The sequence below is a fragment of the Streptomyces sp. NPDC047043 genome, from assembly GCF_040644055.1.
Taxonomy (GTDB): domain Bacteria; phylum Actinomycetota; class Actinomycetes; order Streptomycetales; family Streptomycetaceae; genus Streptomyces.
This window is the reverse complement of the sequence record NZ_JBEYVO010000008.1, coordinates 275,373-291,921: the sequence shown is the minus strand read 5'-3', so window position 1 is coordinate 291,921 and position 16,549 is coordinate 275,373. Positions and strand designations below refer to the sequence as shown.

The following is a 16,549-nucleotide window of genomic DNA, read 5'->3' as shown; positions in this document are numbered from 1 at the left end:
GGCCCGGGGGTGTCTGCGGGACGGCGAGTGCGGGTTGTCTGTGGCTGGTCGCGCCCGCGCGGCGGAGCCGCATTTCGATACAGCCCCGTGCCCCTTTGGGGTCGGCAATGGCGCTGTCAGTGCTGCGTGCCAGGATGGTTTTTGTGCCGCACATCGTATTCACCACGCCGCTGATCGGGCGGGAGGACGAAGTCGATCACCTCGCCGGGGTACTGGAGCGTGCCCGCGGTGGGGAAGCTCGGGCCGTGTTGCTCGCCGGGGACGCCGGGGTGGGCAAGACGCGGGTGCTGGACGAGGTCGCGGGGCGGGCCGTCCGGGAAGGGATGACGGTTCTCACCGGTCACTGTGTGGATCTCGGTGACGTGGGGTTGCCGTATCTGCCGTTCACCGAGGTGCTGGGTGTGCTGGCGGCCGACGAGCGGTTCGCGGAGGTCCTGGGCGCGCATCCGGTGGTCGACCGGCTGCTGGGCGCGGGCACGGACGCCGAGCGGGACGTGGGAGGGCGGCTCAGGCTGTTCGAGGGCATGGCGGGGCTGCTGGCGGATCTGTCCGAGATCGCTCCGCTGCTGCTGGTGCTGGAGGATCTGCACTGGGCCGACCAGTCCTCCCGGGATCTGCTGCGGTTCCTGCTCAGCCGGGGCGTCCTGCAGCGGCCCGCGGGCGGGGCGCCGACGCATCGGCTGGCGGTGTTCGCCTCGTACCGCGCGGACGATCTGCACCGCCGCCATCCGCTGCGCCCGCTGCTGGCGGAGCTGGTGCGGCTGCCCGCGGTCGAGCGGCTGGATCTGCGGCCCATGGCCGACGCCGAGGTGACCCGGCTGGTACGCACGCTGCAGGACCGTCCGCTGCCGGAGGCCACGGTCCGCGGGATCGTCCAGCGCGCCGAGGGCAACGCCTTCTACGCGGAGGAGCTCCTCGCGGCCACCGACAGCGAGGCCGGCGGACTGCCCAGCGGTCTGGCCGACGTCCTCCTCATCCGCTTCGAGCAGCTCTCCGAGACCGCCCAGCAGGTGCTGCGCACGGCCGCCGTCGCCGGGCGGCGCGTGGAGCACGACGTGCTGCGCGAGGCGGTCGGACTGCCCGAGGGCGAGCTGGAGTCGGCGCTGCGCGAGGCGATCGGCCGCCAGCTGCTGGTCCCCGGCGACGGGGACACGTACGCGTTCCGGCACGCCCTGGCCCGGGAGGCGGTCTACGCGGACCTGCTGCCCGGCGAACGGGCCCGGCTGCACGGCTCGTTCGCCCGTCTGCTCGCCGGGCACGGCCGTGCGGCGGAGCGCGCCCACCACTACCGAGAGAGCCACGACCTGCCCCAGGCGCTCACCGCGTCCCTGGAGGCCGCCGACCACGCCCAGCGCGTGGGTGCGCCCGCCGAGGAGCTGCGGCATCTGGAGACCGCGCTCGATCTGTGGGCGTCGGTGGACCCGGCGGCCCGGCCCTCCGGCGAAGGTGTCGACCGGGTGCCGCTCACGCTGCGTGCCTCGGCGGCCGCCGCGCGCGCCGGGGCCTCGCACCGTGCCGTGTCGCTGACCCGGTCCGCGCTCGCGAGCATCGGCCGGGACGCCGACTCGGAGCTCGCCGTCCGGGTCCGGTACACGCTGGCCGGGAATCTGCTGGACGTCGACAGCCTGACGGCCGCGTTCGCCTACAGCAGCGAGGCGCTCGCCATGATCCCCGCCGAGCCGCCCTCGAGGACGTGGGTGTGGGCGGCGGCGGTCCACGTCCTGGCGGCCCGCCAGGTCGGGGAGAACGAGACGGCGGTGCGGGTGGCCCGCCAGGCCCTGCATGTCGCCGAGGAGCTGGGCGTGACGGACGCGCAGGCCGACCTGCTGGTCTCGCTGGCGATCCTGGAGGGCGGTGGCCGCCGTACGTCCGAGGGCCAGGAGCGGCTGAAGAAGGCCCGGGAGCTGGCCCGGCAGGCGGGGAACGCACCGGTGGAGATGCGCGCCCTGTTCAACCTCGCCATCGGCTGTTTCGAGTCCGGCGACCTCGACGGCTGTCTGCCGTGGGTCACCGAGGGGCTGGAGCGCGCCCGCCGGACGGGGCTGCTGTCGTCGCCGTATCCGCTGGAGATGCGCTATCTGCATCTGCTGGTGCTGTACACGCTGGGCCGGTGGGACCAGTGTCTGCGGGCCGCGGCGGCAGACGCCGAGGTGCTGCCGGCGGCGGGCGGGTACGCGTCGGGACCCGCGCTGTACGTGGCGCTGGCCCGCGGCGACCTGACGGCGGCCGACCGGGCCGGGCTCCTGCTCGAGGGGCACTTCGACTGGATGGCCACGCTGGTCGCCGGTGTCACCTTGACCGAGGCCGCCGTGCTGCGGCGCGATCCGGAGGCGGCCGTGGAGCGGCTGCGGGCCACGGTCGAGGCGCTCGGCGACGACTCGGACACCCGCCCGGACGCCACGGTCCGGCTCGCCGCGCTGGCGCTGACCGCGGTCGCCGACGCGGCCGTTGAGCTGCGGCTGGCCGGTGACGAGTCGCATCGGTGGAAGGACACGGCGGACGAACTGGTCGAGCTGGCCCGGGAATCGGCCCTGCACGGCGAGGACGGCGCGCCACAGGGTCCCGAGGGTTTCGCCTGGCTGGCGCGCGCCGAGGCGGAGTGGCTGCGGGCGGTGTCCGGGCCGGACGCGGCGGCCTGGGAGAAGGCGATGGCCGCGTTCGAGTACGGCGACGTGTACGAGCGACTGCGCTGCCAAGTGCGGTTCGCCGAGGCGCTGTTGGTGGCCGAGCGGCGCGAGGAGGCGGCCGTGCAGGCCCGCGAGGCGAGGGCGGTGGCCGAGCAACTCGGCGCGGTGCCCCTGCTCGAGCGGCTCGAGGGTCTGATACGCCGGGGCCGCCTCGCCGACACCCCGCCCGACGGGGAGCGGACCTCGCCGTTGACCGCCCGCGAGCAGGACGTGCTGCGGCTGCTCGCCCAGGGTCGCAGCAATCGGCAGATCGGCAGATCGGCGAGGAGCTGTTCATCACCGGCAAGACGGCGAGCGTTCACGTCTCCAACATCCTGGCCAAGCTGGGCGCTTCGAGCCGTACGGAGGCGGTGGCGATCGCCTACCGGGAGGGTCTCATCGCGCCCGAGCCGACGGCCGGTTGACCAGCGCGAGCCTCACCCCCGTCCCGTGCAGTCGAGGCTGGGGAGGTCGACCGCGTCGGCCATGGCCTGCATTCCCTTGTCGTTCGGGTGCAGATGGTCGCCGCCGTCGAAGGAGGGGAAGATGCGCTCGGGGTCGTAGGGGTTGCGCAGGATGTGGTCGAAGTCGGTGACGGCGTCGAAGTCGGCGCTGGTGCGGATGAATTGGTTGACGTCCCGACGTACGGCCTCGGCCGCCGGGTCCCATTCGGACCAGCCTTTGAAGGGGGCGACGGTGGCGACGACGACGCACTTGCCCGCCGCGTGGACCCGGTCGGCGATCTCGCGGTAGCCGGCGATCAGGTCCTGGGCGGTGACTCCGGTGTGGGCCTTGAGGTCGTTGACGCCCTCGAAGAGGAAGACCGTACGCACGCCCGGCTGGGACAGGACGTCGCGCTGCAGCCGGTTCAGGGCGCTCTGCCCGGCGCCGTCGGCCAGCACCTTGTTGCCGGAGATCCCCTCGTTGGCGACGCCCTTGACGTGGGTGCGGGCGGTCTGCAGGCGGCGGGCGAGGTAGTCGGGCCAGCGGCGATTGAGGTCCGTGGTGGACTGCCAGCCGTCGGTGATGGAGTCGCCGAGGGCTACGACGGCTCCGGTGCCCGCGGACGGTCGTACGGTGACGGAGTCCAGGTAGGACCAGGAGCCGGTGGTCTCCGTCCAGTTGGCGGCGCTCTCCTCGGCGGTGTGGTCGCCCTGGGTCGTGTAGGACGTCTGCATGGCCATCCAGTGGCCGGTGGCCGGGCCCGCCGCGTCGGGCGAGTGGATGCTGACGACCAGGTTCGTCGTGGCGGGGAGCCTGCCGGGCAGCGGGTCGCTGACCGCGACAGCGCCGGCGGGGACGGTGACGGAGCGGGCGCCTTCGAAGGTCAGGGCGTGGTTGCTGCCGCGGACCAGTTCGGCGCCCGTCCGCTGGATGCCGGCGTGGACGTCGTCGAAGGTCACGGGCCGGTCCCCGAAGGCGTTGGAGAGCCGGATCCGCAGATCGGTGCCGCCGGTGCTGGTGTGCACGACCAGCCGGTAGCCGCGGTCGGCGACGCCGTCGCCCATGCGGTCGGCGCTCGCGCCCCAGGTGACGACGGACCGCGGGTCCGCGGGCGCGCCCAGCACGGTGAACTCGTGCGGGACGTCGGACGCGTGCACGGGCGTGGCCTGGGCTCCGCCGGTCAGCAGCAGGAGGACCCCCAGTCGGGCCGCACGTACGGAGCGGGCCCTCACCGGGCGAGGTCCTTCAGCGTGACGGATCCGCCGGGTTGCAGGGTCACGGTCCGTGACACGCCGCCGTACGCCACCGTCGTGGTGCGACCGCCGACGCTGCGGATGCGCGCTTCGGTCGGTCTGCCGTCCCTCCAGTCGAGATCGACGACGAAGCCGCCGCGGGCGCCGATGCCGTTCACGGAGCCGGACTTCGCCCAGGCCTCGGGGAGTGCCGGAAGGAGTTCCAGGTGGCCCGGGCGGGAGTACAGGAGCATCTCGATCACGGCCGCCGGGGTGCCGAAGTTGGCGTCGATCTGGAAGACGCCGTTGCCCGGCCCGAGTTCGTAGATGTCGAAGAGGTTGGGGGCGGTGCCGTTGCCGCCATTGGTCGACGGGCGGAGGTTGTTGACGATCAGCTGGTAGGCCTTGTCGGCGTTCTTGAGGCGGGCCCAGCACAGGCTGCGCCAGGCGTTGGCCCAGCCGAAGCTCTCCATGCCGCGCGCGGTGAGCAGGGCGGTGGCGCCTTCCACGATGTCGTCCGGGGTGGAGCCGTCGGGGCGGATGCGGTCGCCGGGGAAGAGGCCGATCAGCGGCGACAGGTGCCGATGGGTGGTCTCGCCGAGGTTGTCCGGGGACATCCACTCCTCCAGCCAGCCGGTCTTCGGGCTCACCTCTGGAAGATACAGACGCTTGCGCAGGCCCGAGACGGTGTCCGCGTAACCGCCGTCCCGCTTCAGTTCCGCCGCGGCGGTGCAGTAGTTGCCGAACAGCGCCCGCACCAGCTCCTGGGCGTAGGTGATCCCCTTGGCGTCGAGGGGGCCGTGCTCGGGCGACCAGTCGCTGTCGGCGATCAGGACCTCGCGCGAGCTGCCCGGGAGGGTCGTGGTGAGCAGCCGTGCCTCCCAGAACTCGCAGGCGCCTTTGAGCAGGGGGTAGATCTTCTCCAGGTGGGAGCGCGAGCGGGTGAACTCGTAGTGTTCCCAGAGGGTGTTGCACAGCCAGGCGTTGCCCGCGGGGTGCCACCACCAGCCGCCTCCGCCGTAGGGGTTGGTGGAGATGGCCACGGTCCAACCGGCGTTCTTGCCGGTGGAGTTGCGATAGCGGTTGCGGGAGTCGTTGAACAGGCGGCGGGTGAGGTCGGTCCAGGACGGGACCTGGGCGACGCAGTAGTCGGTGAGGGCGTCGAAGCACGGGGACAGGCCCGCCCGGTCGGCCGCCCAGTAGTTCATCTGGATGTTGATGTCGGTGTGGTAGTCGCCCATCCAGGCGGGGTCGTTGCCGTCGAGCCACAGCCCCTGCAGGCCGAGCGGCAGGCTGCCGCGTGACCCGGCGATCACCAGGTACCGCCCGAACTGCACGTATGCGGCCTCGAGTTCGGGGTCGGGCTCGCCGTCCCGGGCACGGGCCTTGATCCGCTCCCATGTGTCCATGGACCGCTGATCGGCTGAGGACGTACCGAGTGTGAGCGAGAACGTCCCGAACAGGGCGCGGTGGTCGGCGACATGGGTGCGCAGCAGGGTGTCGGCCGAGTGGGCGGCGGCGTCACGCACCTTGGCGCGGGCGAGACGCTGCGGATCCAAGGACGGATCGCGATAGCCCTTGGCCGCGTCCGGAGCGTAGTTGGTGCCGCCGCTCACCACCACGGTGAGGTCCTTGCAGCCGGAGAAGGCGATGTGCGTGCCGCTGACGGTGACGCGGCCTCCGGTGCCGTACGCGGTGACTGCGGCCCCGTACTTCAGGCCGTTGGCAAAGGCGGCGCCGAACGAGACGCCTGCGTCCTCGCCGTGCGTCCCCTCCAGCGTGACCGTGCCGGTGTAGCGCCCTCCCCCGCTCTGTGTGAAGTGCAGGACGATCGCGTCGTCCGGCCGGCTGGCGAAGATCTGCCTCCGGTACGTCACGCCCGAGCGGACGTACGACGTGGTCACCACGCCCTGCGCGAGGTCGAGGGTGCGCCGGTAGCCGGAGACCGCGCCCAGGTCGTGGTCGGGGATGTCGACGGTGAGCCGGCCCAGCAGGGTGAAGGAGCCGAAGTCGTCGCGGCCGTAGGGGAATTGGCCGTCGGAGTCGAGGGTGTCGTTGAGGCCGCCGGTCCACATCGTGGCGTCGGTGACGAGGAGGAGCTCGCGGCCGGGGTCGTTGCTCGCCAGGGCACCCAGGCGGCCGTTGCCGACGGGCAGACCCTGTTCGATCATGGAGTTGTCGTCGGCGGGGGCCTGCCACCACAGCGTCTCGGGTGAACTGCTCTGGTACGAGGCGGAGTTGCCGGGCCGCTGTGGTGCGGCCGAGGCGGTGAAGGCGGGGAGGGTGGCCAGGGCGGCTCCGGTGGCCGTGGCGAGGGCCAGCAGGTTGCGTCTGGGCAGCATGGAGGAGGGATCGGTGCTCATGGCGGCTCCTGGTGGGTCGTTCAGGACGACTTCGGTACGTCGATCCGGTCGATGTCCGGCGCGTAGCTGTTGCCGCTGTCGAAGGTGATCGTGTTGGAGCCGGCCTTGAGGGTCAACGGGACACCGACCGTTTCGGCCGTCCCCCAGTCGCCCGTGGACGGGAACTTGTGGCTGGTGGCGCCGCCGCCGTTGGCGGAGACGGCGACCGACCGGGCGTCGCCGCTGACGTAGGCGATCTTCACCAGGTAGGTGCCGGCCTTGTCGACGGTGATGTCGTTGAAGGTGAGCTTGCCACCGAGGTAGAGGTTGCCGACCTTCTTGCCGCCGGAGCAGGCGGAGCAGTCGGCGACGGACGCGTTACCGGCGAGGGTGTTGCCGCTCGACTCGGCCTCGTATCCGGTGAAGGCGAGGGCGCTGCCGTGCGGGGTGACGGTGAACAGGCGGGAGCCGTGGGCGGGCAGGGCCTGGGTGACCTTGTCCTTGTAGGTGCCGAGGTTCTCGTGGTTCCACAGGTCACGGACGGCGGCCTTGCCGGTGAAGCCGAGGGAGGCCCAGTGCGCGGTGACGGCGGCGGGCGAGTCGGCGAGGTTGAAGAGGGCGACGGTGTAGCTGCCGTCGGGGTTCTTCGCGGCCCACACCTGCTGCGGGTCGGACGGGGTGATCGGGCGTGCGGGCGGTGTGGCGCCCTGGTTGACGGCGATGACCTCCTTGTTGGTCAGGAGGGAGAGGCCGTAGGAGTCGAGGCGGGTGAGGTCGTCGCCGGTGTAGAGCGGGGACTTGGCGATGGCCCAGAGGGTGGCGTAACTCTGCCGCTCGGCCTTGGTGAGGCCGTCCATCTCACCGTTGCCGACATCGAGGGAGTCGAGGTCGTTCCAGCCGCCGGAACCCGCGTGCTTCGTCCAGCCGGGGGCGTCGTCCCAGCGGTCGTCGACGGAGTTCTCCCAGCTGACGAGGGTGTTGCAGTAGCACTCGACGTCGGTGTCGATGCGCCAGCCCTGCGAGTACTTCTTCCAGTCGGCGGCGTGCCCGATGTCCAGGGACCAGGACAGTTCGAGGTGGACGGGGCGGCCGGTGGCGGCGATGGCCTTGTTCCAGGCGGCCACGTCGGCAACGTTGTCGTACTGGTCACCGCTCTTGCCGGAGCCGGGACCGACGCCGTCGAGCTTGAGGAAGTCATAGCCCCAGCCGGCGATCAACTGGGCCTGTGAATCTATGTACTTCTGGGTGCAGGGTCGGGAGAAGTCGAGCTTGTACGAGCTGTCCCAGCCGTTCGTGGTGCGCAGGTCACCGTAGACGATGTCGGCGGTGGTGCAGCCGTCGGCGTTCCAGATGGGCGTCTTCCCGTCGCCGTACGCCTCCTTCTCCAGGCCCACCGGCAGGTAGATGCCGGCCTTGAGGCCCTTGGCGTGGATGCGGTCGGCGACGGACTTCATGCCGCTGGGGAAGCGCTTCGGGTCGGCCTTCTGGCGGCCGTACTGGTCGTACTCGGGCTTCCAGGTGTTGTCGCGCCACCAGCCGGCGTCGATGTTGACGTACTGGTAGCCGAACTTCTTGAGCCTGGCGGCCAGGGCGTCGGTCTGCTTGTTGACGTTCGCCTCGGTGAGGTAGCTGTAGTCGCCGTCCGGGTTGAGGCCGGGGTACTTGGACGACTGCATGCTCCAACTCGACCAGCCCATGTAGGGCTTGGCCGCGACGGCGGCAGCGTCGGTGGTCTCGGCGTGGGCCGCGGGCGCGACGGTGACGGCGCCTGCGGCGAGGGCCAGGACCACCACGGCTCTCAGGGCGCGTGCGGGCATGACGGAGTACGAGGATGACCGCATGGGTCGTACCTCCAGGGGGAGTTGGTTCAGCGGCTCGGGTGCGGGTCGTCGGGGGTGATGAAGGACTGGATCGCGGTGGCGGCGGCCCCGCGGGCCCACTCCTCGAAGGGCAGCGGGCGGGTCTGTACGTCGCAGTGGGCGGCGGAGCCGAAGGCGGCCGCGGTGAAGGTGTCGCGGATCTGCTCGGCGAACAGGTCGTAGGCGGCCAGGCCCTCACCGGAGATGATCACGCGTTCGGGGCCGAGGAGGTTGGCGACGGTGGCGATGCCGCGGCCGATGGCCTCGCCCGCGCGTGCGTAGACCTCGCGGGCGCCGGTGACTCCGCGGTGGGCGAGGTCCAATGCCTCGGTGGCATCGGCGACTTGGGTGCCCGTGGCCTCACGGATCCGGCGGAGGATCGCCGCCTCCCCCGCGATCGCCTCCACGCAGCCGCGGTTGCCGCAGTGGCAGGGCGGGCCCGCCGGGTCGACGGTGACGTGGCCGATCTCGCCCGCCACGCCGTGCGCACCGGAGACCACCCGCCCGTGCACCACAAGGCCGCAGCCGATGCCCGCGCCGACGGTCACCACGGCGAAGTCGGACAGGCCCACGCCGGCCCCGAACCACTGCTCGGCGACGGTCAGGGCCCGGACGTCGTTGTCGACGGTGACCGGCAACCCCGTGGTCATGGCGGCGAGTTCGGCCAGCGGCACGTCCCGCCACTCCAGGAACGGCGAGTAGCGTACGGCCCCTTCGACGCGGTCGACGTCTCCGGAGACGGCGATACCCAGGCCGTGCACGCCGACGCCCAACTTCCCTGCCTCGGCCAGGAGTTCACCCACGAGGTCCGCGATCGCGGCGAGAACCGGCTTGGGATCGCGGTCGGCGAGCGGCACATGGCGGGCGGCACGGATCTCGCAGCACAGGTCGGTGAGGACACCGATGACCTCGTCGCCGGTCACCTTGACGCCGACGAACAGGGCCCGTCCGCCGTCGACCCGCACGGGGTTCGCGGGCCGGCCGAGGGCCGGGCGGGTCTCCTCGGCGGTGTCCTCCACCAGGTATCCGGCCTCGATCAGGGGCCGGACCGCCTTGGTGACGGCGGCCGGGGACAGCCCCGCCCGCCGGGCCACCTCCAGCCGGGTGAGAGGCCCTTGGGACAGGACCGTGGTGAAGATCTGCGAGACGGCCGGCGTGTTCGCCGGGAACGTCTCGACACGAGGGGTCGGGCGCATGGCCGGAAACCTAGAGGGCTTCTTTTCCGTCGTCAATAAAAGAAGCAGGATTCGCCTGTGACCCGGCTGTCAGTGCCGGGCGGCACAATCGCCGTATGACGACGACCAATTGGGGCGAGCTGACCCACGCCTACGGCAGCGCCGAGGACATCCCTGGGCTGTTCGCGCAGCTCGGCGGCCCCGAGGACGACAAGGTGTGGTCGGAGCTGTGGTCCGCGCTGTGTCATCAGGGATCGGTGTACGAGGCGAGCTGGGCGGCGATGCCGGTGCTCGCGGACATCGCGCTGGGCAGGGCGCCCGGCGAGCCGATACAGGCGGTGCTCATGGCCGGACTGATCACGGCGGACCCGGACGACACGCGGCGCGAGCAGTACGCACGGGAGATCGGCGAACTGCTGGTGGTGGCGCGCGGGCTGCTCACCGCCCCGGGGTCGCGGGATTTCGTCTACCTGCAGATGGCGGTGCTCGCCTTCGAGGGAGCCGGTGTATGGGCGGAGGCGCTGGAGGGCGTGACCAGAGAGGAGTACGACCTCGAATGCCCCGAGTGCGAGGACTGTCTCTACGTGGCCTTCGGCTCGTACGGCACGTTCACCTCGGCGGGTGACTACGTGGGATCGGGCGCCAAGAACACGGAGGCCCGGGGGGATTTGACACCGACACCGCCCGAACGGCTCACGGGGATCGGCGCGCGCCTGCACCGGGAAGCCGTCGCCGCGGGCCAGGGCGAGGTGGCTCTCGCGCTGACGTATGTCTTCGGCAGGGCCCACTGCCCCTCCTGCGACGCCGAGTTCAGTGTGTCCGACGAGGTGGAGAGGCAGTGGGTGTGACGGAGCGGTGTGCCGTCAGTGCCGGGCGGCCGGCGTGTTGGCGACGGTCACGTTGACCGCGGCCCAGGCCTTGTCCACCGTCTTGTACTCCACGCTGCTCGCGCCGTAGAGGTCCTTGGCCGCCTTCAGCGTCGCGATGCGCGCGTCGTGGAAGTCGGTCGAGGAGACCATGTAGCGGGTCAGCGCCCGGTAGAAGATGGCCGTGGCCTTGGTGCGGCCGATGCCCTTGACGGTCGAGCCGTCGTAGGTCGGCGAGTCGTACTTGACGCCACCGATCGTCTTCTGGCCGCTGCCCTCGGCGAGCAGGTAGTACGCGTGCGAGGAGACCCCGGAGCCGGCGTGCACCTCGGTGTCGTACGTCTGGGGCGCCCAGTAGTCGATCGTGCCCTCGAGCTTGTCGAGGGACGGGTGGTCGAGGCGGCGCAGGAACTTCTGGTCCAGGCCCAGCTTCTCGCCGATCAGGTAGTCCGGCTTGTCCTTCACGTTGTTGGTGAAGAACTCGACGTTCGAGCCGAAGATGTCCGCGAGGGACTCGTTCAGCGAGCCCGGCTCGCCGTACTGGTTGCCGTCCGCGTCGACGCGGGTCGGCTCGAGCTTGGCGGTGGCGTCGACGACGCCGTGGGTCAGCTCGTGGCCGGTGACGTCGAGGACGACCAGCGGCTTCTTGAACATGTCACCGTCGCCGTCGCCGTAGAGCATGCAGCCGCAGGTGGGGTCCCAGAACGCGTTGGCGACCTTGTTGCCCCAGTGGACCATGGCCTTGGCGGCCTTGCTGTTGTTCGCGATGCCCTTGCGACCGAAGGTCTTCTTGTAGAAGTCCAGGGTCTTGGTGACGCCGTACTGGGCATCGGCCGCGGCGCTGTTCCGGCTCGAAGTCGCGCCGTTGCCGAACACGTTGTTGGTGGTGGTGATCTTCTTGCCGCGGCTGAAGCTCTCGGTCTCCGAACCCCTGGCGTCCCGGGTCTCGGTGCCGTAGCGGGTCGGGTCCTTCAGCAGGAAGCTGGTGCGGGCCGTCTGGGTGGTCTTCAGCGCGACCTGGCCGACGAAGAGCGACTTGCCCGTGCCGTTGGCCGTCACCGGGTAGCGGACGGCGGCAGCCGAGCGGGTCGCCGTCAGCCCGGCAGCCTGCGAGCCGATGCCGGTGGCGGGGTCGGCCGTCTCGCCGCGCTCGCGCAGGGCGTCCAGCACCTTGGGCGAGAGGAACTCGTCGCTGTCGGGCGTGTTGCTGCGGACCTTGCCGGTGAGGGCGTCGATGACGACCGTCCGGGAGCCGCCCTCGGTCGTGCCGCTGTCGCTGACCTGCACCTGGTAGGCCAGGGCGGAGGCGCCCTCACGGGCGTCGACGACGAGCTCGGCGCTGCCGGCGTCGCCCTTGGCGACAGTCGCCGCCTTCTGCTCGGCCTGCGCGGCCGACAGCTTGGCGGAGGTGGCCAGGGCGGGCTTGACGGTGTGCTCGGCGGCCCGGGTGACACCGGCGTACGCCAGCTGCTTGGTGAGGTGGACGACGAGGTCGCCGCCGAGTACCTGCATGCCCTGGTGGGTGCGGGTGAAGCGGACGTGCCGCGCGCCCTCCGGGTCGATCATGACGTCCTCGGCCTGCAGTTCGTCGCCGTGGGAGACGCCGGTCGCCGAGGCGTGGGCGAAGGCGGCCGTACTGGCGGCCTTCACCACGGCCGCGGCCGAGCTCTCGGTGGCGGCAGCGGCCTGGCCCGTCCCCGTGTCGGGGCTCCCGAAGGCGGTGCCCGCAAGGCCCGTGGCGGCCGTCGTCACAGCGACGGCGACCGCCACGCTGCGTATGTGCGGTCTACGCACTGATGAGGGTTCCTTCCTTGCAAGGCGGCCGGGATCACCAACCGCCTTGAGGCATGGCGCCGTTGAACGCCATGGGGGCTGGTCGGGCCCCAGGGCTGAACCCTTTCGGACGAGTCATGTCCATGTAAAGCCTAAATCATCGCTTTCAGTGCGATACATGGCAATACTTTGCAAATCCGCACCGCTCAGTGATCGCCGGATCACCAACTGTGTGTCGGTTGTGGAGATGTGACGGGACGGAAGAAGGTTGCCTCGTATGAATGTGACCCATCTCGCATCGCCCCTGCGCAAGGGAACGCTCCTCGGCACGGTCGTGCTCTGCCTGCTTGCGGTCCCCGCTCAGGCAGCCCCGGCCGCCGCGCCTCCGGAACCCGATCTGGCCGGGCTGCGCGGCGTCCTGGACAAGGCGCTCGGACAGGGCGCGCCCGGCGCCATGGTGCGGATCGACGACAACGGCACGGTCGACTCGATCGCCGTGGGCCTCGCGGACCGGGGGGATGGACGGGGTCTCGGCAACGACGACCGGTTCCGCATCGGAAGCATCACCAAGACGTTCTCGGCCGTGGTGCTGATGCAGTTGGCGGACGAGAAGAAGCTCGACCTCGACGCCTCGGTCGACCGCTATCTGCCGGGGCTGCTGCCCGACCGCGGCATCACGGTGCGGCAGGTGCTGGGCCACCGCAGCGGCCTGTACGACTACACCGACGAGATGTTCGCGAAGACGGTCCCCGGCTTCGAGGCGGTCCGCAGCAAGGTCTTCACCTACCGTCAGCTGGTCGACCGTTCGCTGCGGCACAAGCGGACCAACGCGCCCGGCGCCGCGTACGCGTACTCCAACACCAACTTCGTCGTCGCCGGCATGCTCATCGAGAAGCTGACCGGCAACTCCGTGCGGACCGAGTACCAGAACCGCATCTTCAAGCCGCTGAAACTGCGCGACACCTTCTACGTCCACCCCGGCACGACGATCCCCGGCCGCCACGCCAAGGGCTATCTCACGCCGGACCGGTCGGGCGCCGAGCTGGTCGACGCCACCGACCAGACGGTGTCCTGGGCGCAGAGCGCGGGCGCGGTCATCTCCAGCACTCAGGATCTGCACACCTTCCTCTCCGCGCTGCTCCGCGGCCGGCTGATGTCGCCCGCGCAACTCGCGCAGATGGAGCGCATGCTGCCGGTCAACAGCACGCAGGCGTACGGGCTCGGGCTGCGGCGCCGTGATCTGTCGTGCGGGATCTCGGTGTACGGGCACACCGGCGCCGTCCAGGGCTACTACTCGTACGCGTTCGCCACGAAGGACGGCAGGCGCAGCCTCGCCGCGCTCGCCAACACCTCCAACAACGCTGCGGTGCTCAACACGATGCTGGGCACGCTGGAGTCGGCGTTCTGCGGCAAGCAGGCGAAGCTGCGGCGCGCCGGCGCGGTCGTGGAGCGGAGCGAGGACGTCGCTCCCGGGGTCGTCCGGCACTGACGGAAGCCGTGCGGCCCGCCGTCACGGGCGGATCGTCAGCCAGTCCACGCGGGCGACCTGAGGACCTCCCTTCGCGACGAGGTAGAGGGTGTGGACACCGGCGAGCGCGCGGGACAGGGTGACCGACTGCTCCTGCCAGGTGCCGTCGGAGCCGGTGGCGTGCACGGGCAGGGTTCCGGCCGCCGGGCCCTGCGGGGTGTCGAGCCGTAGTTGGAGCGTGCAGCCGGCGGTGCAGGTGGAGGCGAGGCGCACGGTGAGCCGGTCGCCGCTCACGCCGGCCCGCCGGTATCCGATCCGGTCGCCGGAGCCCAGCACGCCGGTGGCCGCCGTACCACGCTCGGTTCCCCGCACGGACGTGGCCTGCTCGGCCTGGAGCGTGCTGGAGGCGTCGGGCCCGTCGCCGTACAGGCGCAGGTCGTTGACCACCCAGGGCGCGGGGCCGCTCGCGGTGAGGGTGATCCGGACATACCGGGCCGTCTGCGTCGGGAAGACCGCGTCCTGGGTGAAGGACCGGCCGGAGACCCGGGCGAGGGAGCTGCTCCAGTGCGTTCCGTCGCGGCCGGCGGAGACCGAGAAGGCGTACGGCTGTCCGCTGGTGTCGCGTCCGGCGTCCAGGGACAGCCGGTCGAAGGTCTTCGTCTTGCCCAGGTCCACGGTCAGCGACTGACCCGGGGCCTGTGCGGCGGCGGCCGTCCAGCGGGTGTTGATGTCGCCGTCGACGGAGGCGGAGGCATCCGTGCCGTCGCTCGCTGTGGCGGTCCAGGCACCGTGCCGGACGCGCTGCTGACAGCCGGGCAGGTTGCAGCCGGTCGACCAGATGGGCTCGCCGTACTCGTAGGCGCCGATGTCGGGAGCAGTGCCCCGTACGTCCGTGGTGATTCCGTCGATCGCCTCGCCCGCGTCGATGGCAGGTGACGTGCTCGTGAGCCACAGTTCGCCGTTGACGGCGTCGGTGTAGCCGGGCGTGCCGGTGATGAGGTTGGAGCGGACCACCGGCAGCGGGTCACCGGTCTGGCTGACCGTGATCGGCATCGGGCCGACGATGTTGCTGATGTATGTGTGCGAGGCGTCCGTTGCGTTGGACACCTGCACCGAGGTGCCGTTGATGCCCACGCCGTAGCTGGAGTTGTGGTCCTGGTTGCCGATGCTCGGTCCGGCGTGCCCGTTGAACGCGGTGCCCCGCTGGCCGGTGTTCCAGGCGACGTTGTGGTGCAGCAGGAAGTTGCCGGAGTAGTTGTCGATGTAGTAGCCGACCTGACCGTCCGCGTCGTGGGAGGTGTTGTGGTCGACGGAGCTGCCGGTGGCGTTCAGGCTGCAGCAGACGTAGAACGGCGCGCCGTCGCGGGAGGTGCGCATGGCCTCCGACATGTCGTTGTACGCGATGCGATTGCCGTGGAACTCCGTGCCGTTGAGCTGCCAGGCCGTGTCGATGGAGGCGCGTCCCGTGCGGCGGATCGTGTTGTGCGTGACCGTGTGGTCATTGCCGTTGATCTCTATGCCGGGTGTGTAGCTGCCCATCCAGCCGACATCGTGGATGTAGTTGTTGGTGACCGTGTTGCCGTCGCCGCGCACCAGGACACCGTCACCCGCGGACTGTGAGATCTCGCTGTTTTTCAGGGTGTTGCCCGTGCCGAGGATCTGCACGCCGGAGTCGAGGATGCGGGAGGCGACGATGTGCCCCTCGAAGGGTGGGATGGCGAGGTCGCTGTCCGGCGGCATGGGGAGGGTCGAGAACTCGGAGATGTATGTGGCGTGCAGGCCGTCGACCACAACTCCCGTACTCGACTTGCCCGTTCGCAGCGAGGTGCCCCACAGATCGAGGCCGCGGACGGTGACGTACGAGCTGTCGGTGAGGTCCACGCCCCAGAGGCGGTGCTTGGCGGTCACCGTGTGTCCGGTCATGCCGCCCTTGGTCGGGACCATGTAGAGCCGGTGCGCTGACTTGTCGTAGTACCACTCCCCCGGCTGGTCCAGGGCGGCCTTCGAGCCCACGAGGTAGTAGTTGCGGTAGTTCTGGTTGCCCATGCACAGGGGCGGGCAGCGGTAGTTGCCGCCCTTGAAGTCCAGCTTGCCGGGCGAGGTCGCGGTGACCGTGCCGGTCTGCTGGGCCCAGGGGTTGGAGCCCGCCCAGAGGTGCACGGTCGCGCCGGTCCAGTCGGCGTCGGGCAGGTCGGGGTCGTCGATGTGCTGGTCGGTCGAGGTGGTGTCGGCCCCGGCCCAGGTGGTGTTGAGCGGGTCGGCGCCGGAGTTGGGCCAACGGCCCTCCGCCGCACGGCCGTTGTCCAGGAACACTGCGTTGAAGTCCGGGTCGAGCGGCAGGTTCGTGTCGGCGGCGACAACGCCGTCGCCGGCCTCCTTCCAGCCGGTCACGGGTTCGGTGCCGTCGACGGTCACCGGGCCGTCGCCGTACGCGGCGAGGGTGATCGGGGCGTCCTCGGTGCCGGAGGGCGGGGTGATCTGTTCGCGGTAGGTGCCGTGATGGATCAGGCAGGTGTCGCCGGGGTGGACGCGGGAGAGGCAGGCGCCGATGGTGCGCAGGGGGCTGGATCGGGTGCCGGGCGCGTGGTCGCCGCCCCAGGGGGCGACCTGGAAGGTACGGCCACCGGATTCCGCTGCCTGGGCCTGAACCGGGAGGACCAGCAGGGCCGTTGTGGCGGCCAGTGCGGACAGCTGTCTCAGTCTCATGTCCCGTCTCCAGTCGTG

General features: G+C 70.8%; 8 protein-coding genes and 1 pseudogene. 3 read left to right on the top strand and 6 right to left on the bottom strand.

Translation table 11 applies throughout. The annotated features are described in order from the left end of the window. Positions 1-134 precede the first annotated feature (134 nt). Positions 135-3,091: pseudogene (locus tag ABZ880_RS15135) on the top strand (AAA family ATPase). A 12-nt stretch (positions 3,092-3,103) separates the two neighbouring features. Here ABZ880_RS15135 and ABZ880_RS15130 read toward each other — a convergent pair. The 4 genes from ABZ880_RS15130 to ABZ880_RS15115 form a co-directional block, all read right to left on the bottom strand. Continuing rightward, complete coding sequence (locus ABZ880_RS15130; protein WP_361261848.1) at positions 3,104-4,234, bottom strand: SGNH/GDSL hydrolase family protein; 1,131 nt, start codon at positions 4,232-4,234, stop codon at positions 3,104-3,106. A 104-nt stretch (positions 4,235-4,338) separates the two neighbouring features. Then, positions 4,339-6,705, bottom strand: a complete 2,367-nt coding sequence (locus ABZ880_RS15125) for a glycoside hydrolase N-terminal domain-containing protein (RefSeq protein WP_361261674.1) — start codon at positions 6,703-6,705, stop codon at positions 4,339-4,341. Between the two features lie 20 nt (positions 6,706-6,725). Beyond that, positions 6,726-8,525 (bottom strand): carbohydrate-binding protein, encoded by a 1,800-nt coding sequence (locus ABZ880_RS15120; protein WP_361261672.1) that lies wholly within the window; start codon positions 8,523-8,525, stop codon positions 6,726-6,728. Between the two features lie 26 nt (positions 8,526-8,551). Continuing rightward, positions 8,552-9,739, bottom strand: coding sequence for an ROK family transcriptional regulator (locus tag ABZ880_RS15115; RefSeq protein ID WP_361261669.1), 1,188 nt, complete (start codon positions 9,737-9,739; stop codon positions 8,552-8,554). A gap of 95 nt (positions 9,740-9,834) precedes the next feature. Between ABZ880_RS15115 and ABZ880_RS15110 the strand changes: the two genes are divergently transcribed. After that, entirely contained in the window at positions 9,835-10,566 is a 732-nt protein-coding gene (locus ABZ880_RS15110; RefSeq protein ID WP_361261666.1) for a hypothetical protein, read from the top strand. Between the two features lie 15 nt (positions 10,567-10,581). Here ABZ880_RS15110 and ABZ880_RS15105 read toward each other — a convergent pair whose 3' ends face one another. Beyond that, positions 10,582-12,378 carry a M4 family metallopeptidase gene (locus tag ABZ880_RS15105; RefSeq protein WP_361261663.1) on the bottom strand — a complete coding sequence of 599 codons (1,797 nt, stop codon included), beginning with the start codon at positions 12,376-12,378 and terminating at the stop codon, positions 10,582-10,584. Between the two features lie 256 nt (positions 12,379-12,634). On the opposite strand from ABZ880_RS15105, the gene ABZ880_RS15100 reads away from it, so the two are divergent. Beyond that, positions 12,635-13,846 carry a serine hydrolase domain-containing protein gene (locus ABZ880_RS15100; RefSeq protein WP_361261660.1) on the top strand — a complete coding sequence of 404 codons (1,212 nt, stop codon included), beginning with the start codon at positions 12,635-12,637 and terminating at the stop codon, positions 13,844-13,846. Between the two features lie 21 nt (positions 13,847-13,867). On the opposite strand, the gene ABZ880_RS15095 is transcribed toward ABZ880_RS15100, so the two are convergent. Further along, on the bottom strand, positions 13,868-16,531 hold the full coding sequence (locus tag ABZ880_RS15095; protein WP_361261657.1) for a discoidin domain-containing protein: 2,664 nt from the start codon (positions 16,529-16,531) through the stop codon (positions 13,868-13,870). Between the last annotated feature and the right edge of the window lie 18 nt (positions 16,532-16,549).

Coding starts and splice junctions, on each gene's coding strand:
- ABZ880_RS15125 (WP_361261674.1), bottom strand. CDS start 6,705: ATGAGCACCGATCCCTCCTCCATGCTGCCCAGACGCAACCTGCTGGCC.
- ABZ880_RS15120 (WP_361261672.1), bottom strand. CDS start 8,525: ATGCGGTCATCCTCGTACTCCGTCATGCCCGCACGCGCCCTGAGAGCC.
- ABZ880_RS15115 (WP_361261669.1), bottom strand. CDS start 9,739: ATGCGCCCGACCCCTCGTGTCGAGACGTTCCCGGCGAACACGCCGGCC.
- ABZ880_RS15110 (WP_361261666.1), top strand. CDS start 9,835: ATGACGACGACCAATTGGGGCGAGCTGACCCACGCCTACGGCAGCGCC.
- ABZ880_RS15100 (WP_361261660.1), top strand. CDS start 12,635: ATGAATGTGACCCATCTCGCATCGCCCCTGCGCAAGGGAACGCTCCTC.
- ABZ880_RS15095 (WP_361261657.1), bottom strand. CDS start 16,531: ATGAGACTGAGACAGCTGTCCGCACTGGCCGCCACAACGGCCCTGCTG.